The organism is Microbacterium sp., assembly GCF_035554235.1.
In the GTDB taxonomy this organism is placed as follows: domain Bacteria; phylum Actinomycetota; class Actinomycetes; order Actinomycetales; family Microbacteriaceae; genus Microbacterium.
Genome location: NZ_DATMIO010000152.1, coordinates 1 through 4,913, shown reverse-complemented (window position 1 = coordinate 4,913; position 4,913 = coordinate 1). Strand labels below are relative to the sequence as shown.

3 protein-coding genes and 1 pseudogene are annotated in these 4,913 nt (G+C 70.4%); 2 read left to right on the top strand and 2 right to left on the bottom strand.

Annotated elements, in window-relative coordinates; genetic code table 11:
• A pseudogene (locus VNT50_RS07890) lies at positions 1-519 on the top strand (Ig-like domain repeat protein); the annotation flags it as partial.
• 78 nt (positions 520-597) lie between these two features.
• Here the strand turns inward: VNT50_RS07890 and VNT50_RS07885 are convergent.
• Positions 598-1,611, bottom strand: coding sequence for a pirin family protein (locus VNT50_RS07885; RefSeq protein ID WP_414683957.1), 1,014 nt, complete (start codon positions 1,609-1,611; stop codon positions 598-600).
• Positions 1,608-1,997 carry a GNAT family N-acetyltransferase gene (locus VNT50_RS07880; RefSeq protein ID WP_325484560.1) on the bottom strand — a complete coding sequence of 130 codons (390 nt, stop codon included), beginning with the start codon at positions 1,995-1,997 and terminating at the stop codon, positions 1,608-1,610. Before VNT50_RS07880 ends, VNT50_RS07885 begins: the two co-directional genes overlap by 4 nt.
• A gap of 89 nt (positions 1,998-2,086) precedes the next feature.
• Between VNT50_RS07880 and VNT50_RS07875 the strand changes: the two genes are divergently transcribed.
• Positions 2,087-4,702: a DEAD/DEAH box helicase gene (locus tag VNT50_RS07875; RefSeq protein ID WP_325484559.1), complete on the top strand. Its 2,616-nt coding sequence runs from the start codon at positions 2,087-2,089 to the stop codon at positions 4,700-4,702.
• Positions 4,703-4,913 lie beyond the last annotated feature (211 nt).

The following is a 4,913-nucleotide window of genomic DNA, read 5'->3' as shown; positions in this document are numbered from 1 at the left end:
ATCACGGGAACCCCGGCCGTCGGCAAGAAGCTCACCGCGAGCCCCGGCACGTGGGACATGGATGGGCTGACGTTCTCGTACCAGTGGCTGCGTGACGGCCAGCCGATCGAGGGCGCGACCGCTACGACGTACAAGGTGGTCGGCGCCGATCGGGGCACCAGCCTCTCGGTGCGCGTCACGGCCGCGGCCGAGGGCCGTCCGAGCGGGGTCGCCGACAGCGCGCCGGTGTTCGTGAAGTTCGGCTCGTCAACCAAGGTCACGGTCAGCCCGTACATCGGCTCCTCGGCCGCGTCGTTCGCCGTGACGGTCGCGGTCACGCCGACGGGCGGCGCCGCCGCCACGGGCGAGGTGGCGCTATGGGTGAACGGGGCCAAGTACTCCGGCACGCTCGCGGACGGCAAAGTGACGATACCGCTGCCGAAGCAGTCCCGCGGGGTGAAGGTCGTCGTCGCGCAGTACGCGGGCAGTGACACGGTGGAGGGGTCGACGGGCCTCTCGGGGTTCATCGTGCTCCGATAGCCGGCGCGAAGAAGGGGTGCCCCGGTCGACCAGGGGGCACCCCTTCTCGTACGTGCGTGGTCCCCTGCTCGCCGGCGATCAGGTGCGGCGGCGGCGCGGCGTGAGTCGCACCGCGGGGAGCGGGGGCGCCGGAATGCGTTCGTCGCCGTGGTCGACGACGTGCCCGAAGCGCGACGATCCCGACTCCCACGCCTGTCGGGCCTCGACGATCTCGTCGTGGTCGCGCCCGACGAAGTTCCACCACATCACGATGTCGTCGGGAAACGGCTCGCCGCCGAGCATGAAGATGCTCGCGCCCGAAGCGCTCGCCACCTCGATGCTCTCGCGCGCGATGCCGAGATAGACCAGCCGGCCGCGTTCGAGCGTGACGACGGATGCCTCGGCCGAGGCATCGGCCGTGAGATCGCCGTCGATCGCCACGAGGGCGTACTCCCAGTCCGGCCGAAGGGGGAGCCGCACGCGCGAGCCCGGCGCGATGCGCACCTCGGCGCCGACGATCGGGGTGTACGCGGTGGCCGGTGAGACGGCATCCGCGAATTCGCCCATCACGACGATCGCCCACGCGGCGTCGCCCTCTTCGGCGGCGATCGCGACCTCGGGGAGGTCGTCGTGGCGCTCGAACTCAGGCCCGCCGAAGCGACGGTCGTCGGGCAGTGCGACCCACAGCTGCAGGGCGTCGAGTGCGACCTCGTCGTCGCCGACCGAGTACTCGGAGTGCGAGATGCCCAGCCCGCTCGTCATCAGGTTCAGCACCCCGCGGCGCACGACGACGTCGCTGCCGACGCTGTCGCGGTGGCGCACCTCGCCGACGAACGGCCACGTCACCGTCTGCAGGCCGATGTGCGGATGCGGCTCGACGCGCATGCGGGTTCGCTGCGGGCCGAACCGATCGAGAAAGCACCAGGCTCCGACCATCGGCAGGTCGCGCTGGGGGAGGGCGCGGTGCACGGCCATGCCGCGCACGCCGCCGAGCGGCACTTCGCGGGACTCCAGCACGAGAGAACGCGGTCCGTCGCACCGCGCCGGTGCCTCGCGCAGTGCTCCTGCGCTGAGCTCCGCGGCGGTGTCGGGACCGGCGTCCAGTCTGGTCACGCGGGTGTCTCTCCCGGGGTTGCGGCATCCTGTGCGTCGCCGCGGTGCGGCCAGTCGATCACGGCGCCGGGAACATCGTGCTCGCGCAGGTACTTGCGAACGACCGCGCACAGCGGCACGATCGTCTCTCCGCGGCGGGCGGCGTCGGACAGCGCCTCGCGGACGAGGATCTTCGAGAGTCCCATGCCCTTGAACGCCGGGTCGATCTCGGTGTGCGGGAAGATCACGCGGCCGTGGCCGTCGGGCTCGATCTCGGTGAATCCGGCGAGCGCGCCGTCCACGCGGATCTCGTAGCGGCCGGCCGCCTCGTCGCGGGTGACGGTCTTCTGGGCGTCGTCGGCGGTGGGTGCCGCGGTCTGCTCGGGGGTCGTCGCCTGGTCGGTCATAGACATCCTCTCGTCTCCTCTTTCAACGTAGGCGGGGCCCTGGAATTCCGCCAGGCCGGCGCCGCTGCCGGGCCTGGCAGACTCAGGTGGTGCCGACATCCCTTCTTGAACGAGTGCCGCGCGGTGCCGATGCCGATGCGATCTACGAGGGATTCGTCGCCTGGGCGAGCGATCAGGGGCTCGAGCTGTATCCCGCCCAGGACGAAGCGGCCATCGAGCTCGTGTCGGGGGCGAACGTCATCCTCTCGACGCCGACCGGCACGGGCAAGTCGCTCGTCGCGATCGCGGCGCACGCCGCGTGCCTTGCGCGCGGCGGCCGGACGTACTACACCGCCCCCATCAAGGCGCTCGTGAGCGAGAAGTTCTTCGCGCTCGCCGACGTCTTCGGGGCCTCGAACGTGGGGATGGTGACGGGGGATTCGTCCGTGAACCCGGATGCCCCGATCATCTGCTGCACCGCGGAGATCCTGGCGAACCTCGCCCTGCGCCAAGGGGCCGACCTCGCCGTCGACCAGGTCGTCATGGACGAATTCCACTACTATGGCGACCCCGACCGCGGGTGGGCGTGGCAGGTCCCGCTTCTGCTGCTCTCGCGCGCGCAGTTCGTGCTGATGTCGGCGACCCTGGGCGATGTGACCGGCATCGCCGATGACCTGTCGCGTCGCACCGGGCGGCCCACGGCGCGCATCACGGGCGTCGAGCGCCCGGTGCCGCTGCACTTCTCCTATGCCCGGACCCCCGTGCACGAGACCGTCGAGGAGCTGCTCGAGACCGGGCAGGCGCCGGTCTACATCGTGCACTTCTCGCAGGCCGCGGCCATGGAGCGGGCGCAGGCGCTCTCGAGCGTGCGCATCGTCTCGCGCGAGCAGCGCGACGCGATCGCGGAGGCGATCGGCGGGTTCCGGTTCACCACCGCGTTCGGCCGCACGCTATCGCGGTACGTGCGCGCGGGCATCGGCGTGCATCATGCCGGGATGCTGCCGCGCTACCGCCGCCTCGTCGAAACGCTCGCGCAGCGCGGGCTGCTGCGCGTCATCTGCGGCACCGACACCCTCGGGGTCGGCATCAACGTGCCGATCCGCACCGTGATGATCACGGCGCTCACGAAGTACGACGGGCAGCGGATGCGGCAGCTCAGCGCCCGCGAGTTCCACCAGGTCGCGGGGCGCGCGGGCCGCGCGGGGTACGACACCGCCGGAACCGTCGTGGTGATGGCCCCCGAACACGAGATCGAGAACGCCACCGCGGTCGCGAAGGCGGCCCTTCGACAGGCTCAGGGACCGGCTTCGAAGGCGCGCAAGATCGTGCGCAAGAAGGCCCCGCAGGGCTTCGTCAACTGGGGAGAGGCTTCGTTCGAGCGGCTGGTGGATGCCGAGCCCGAGCCGCTCGAGCCGCACCTGCAGCTCACCGCCGCGATGCTCATCAACGTCATCGCACGCGGCGGCGATGTGTTCGCGAACGTGCGCTCCCTGGTGTTCGACAACCACGAGTCACGGGCGCGCAAGTACGAGCTCGCCCGGCGGGCGCTCGGGATCTTCCGCACGCTCGTGGCGGCCGGGGTCGTCGTGGTCGATGGCGACGCGGTCGAGAGCCCGGTCCCTGAGCGCACTCCGTCTGGTCGCTCCGCTCCTCGCTCAGAAACCGCGGAGCAAGACGACGGGCGGCCAGCCCCCGTCATCCGTCTCACCGTCGATCTGCAGCCCAATTTCGCGCTTAACCAGCCCCTGTCGCCCTTCGCGCTCGCCGCTATCGATCTGCTCGACCCCGACGATGCCCCCAATGCGGCCGGTTCGGGCCACTACGCCCTCGATGTCGTGAGCGTCATCGAGTCCACGCTCGACGACCCCCGCCCCGTGCTCACGCAGCAGCAGTTCCTCGCGCGCGGCGACGCGGTCGCGGCGATGAAACGGGAGGGTCTCGATTACGACCAGCGCATGGATGCGCTCGAGGAGGTGACCTATCCGAAGCCGTTGGAGGAGCTGCTCGCGCAGTCGTACGAAGTGTTCGCGTCGAGCCAGCCGTGGGTGCGGGATTTCGAGCTGTCGCCGAAGTCGGTCGTGCGCGACATGTTCGAGCGCGCCCTCTCGTTCGCCGAGCACATCTCCTATTACCAGCTCGCCCGGAGCGAGGGGCTTGTGCTGCGGTACCTCAGCGATGCCTACCGGGCGATCCGGCAGACCGTGCCCGTCGAGGCGCAGAACTCCGAGCTGCTCGATATCATCGCGTGGCTCGGCGAGCTGGTGCGGCAAGTGGATTCGAGCCTCGTCGACGAGTGGGAGAGCCTCGTCAATCCGGTCACGGACCCCACCGCCCCGGTGGTGCCGCCGGCTCCGCCGTCGGTGCTCACGAACCGCCGGGCGTTCATGGTCCTCGTGCGCAACGAGCTGTTCCGGCGGGTTCAGCTCGCGGCCCTGCAGCGCGACGACGATCTCGCGGCGCTCGATCCTGACGTCGACTGGTCGAGCGCGCTGGATGCCTACTTCGACGAGCACGACGAGATGCTCACGGGCGGAGCCGCGCGCTCGCCGCGGCTGGTGACCGTCGACGAGTCGGATGCCGCGGCATCCGGTGTCTGGAACGTCGAGCAGACGATCGATGACCCCGCGGGCGACCACGACTGGCGCATCCGCGGCGAGGTGGACCTCGCCGCCTCGGAGGAGGCGGGTGCTGCCGTCGTGCGCATCACCGAAGTCCTTCGGCTGTAGGGCGCGGTACGTCGCTTGGCGAGCGCCCGCGCCCCGGTCATTGTCATTGTTGTCGTCGGGTGAGGTGTTGGGTGGTGCGGGTGGGGGAGGTGGTGGTGGGGCGCCAGTGTTGGTGGGGGTCCCACCAGGTGGGTCCGCGGACTTCGGGGATGCCGTGGGTGATGCGGATGGTCCAGCCGTTGGTGTCGAGGGTGCGGTGGTGGTGCCAGCA

What these genes read in the sequence shown, in the direction of transcription:
- VNT50_RS07880 (WP_325484560.1), bottom strand. Translation starts at nt 1,997, where the DNA reads ATGACCGACCAGGCGACGACCCCCGAGCAGACCGCGGCACCCACCGCC.